At 63.8% G+C, this 699-nt stretch carries 1 protein-coding gene; it reads right to left on the bottom strand.

Going from position 1 to position 699, the window contains the following annotated elements; all coding sequences use genetic code 11:
- Positions 1 to 699 (bottom strand): transposase (locus tag CJ014_RS27295; protein ID WP_133121961.1); only part of this gene is annotated, 699 nt, incomplete at both ends.

Below are 699 nucleotides of genomic sequence, written 5' to 3'. Positions count from 1 at the left end.
TGCGTTGAGGTCTCTCAGTTTTGCATTGAGGATGACGATGATCTTTCTCATGAGAGCTCCGATGGCGACGATTGGCTTTTTTCCGTTTTGGACAAGGCGTTGATAGACCTCTCGTAATGGCCCCTTGGCATGGCTTGCGGCCAGCGCCGCCAGGAAGAGGAGCCTGCGCACTTCGGAGCGTCCGCCGCGCATGGTCCTGTGTCCCTTGAACTGACCGCTGTCATTGGCATGTGGAGCGACGCCGGCCAGCGAGGCCGCCTGCCTTCGTTGCAGGCTGCCCAACTCGGGCATATGGGCCAGGAGGGCCGTCGCCGTGATGGCTCCGACACCGGGCAAGCTCCGCATTTGATGGAAGGCTGCGCGGAGCTGGGGGGACTTCTCGATCAACGCCCTGGTCTCCTCCTCGATGGCCTTGATCTCGCGGGTGACGGTCCGCAGGATGGTTTGGCAGGACGCCTTGATCAGCTTGCCGGCCGGTGCTCTTGCCCGGTTCTGCTCGGCCACCTTGAGGGCAACGAGGTCCTCGCGCCGGGCCACCAGATCGGTCAGCATCTTCCGGTCCGCCTCCGGCGGCAGAAAGAGGGACAGCCGATCCCAGCGGTCCCGTCCGTAGCGGGCCAGCGCCTCGGCATCGAGAGCGTCGGTCTTGGCCAGGGTGCCGAAGGAGCGGATGAAAGCCTTGACCTTCAAGGCATCCAC

The organism is Pleomorphomonas carboxyditropha, from assembly GCF_002770725.1.
GTDB lineage: Bacteria > Pseudomonadota > Alphaproteobacteria > Rhizobiales > Pleomorphomonadaceae > Pleomorphomonas > Pleomorphomonas carboxyditropha.
This window is presented reverse-complemented; position numbering and strand designations above follow the sequence as displayed.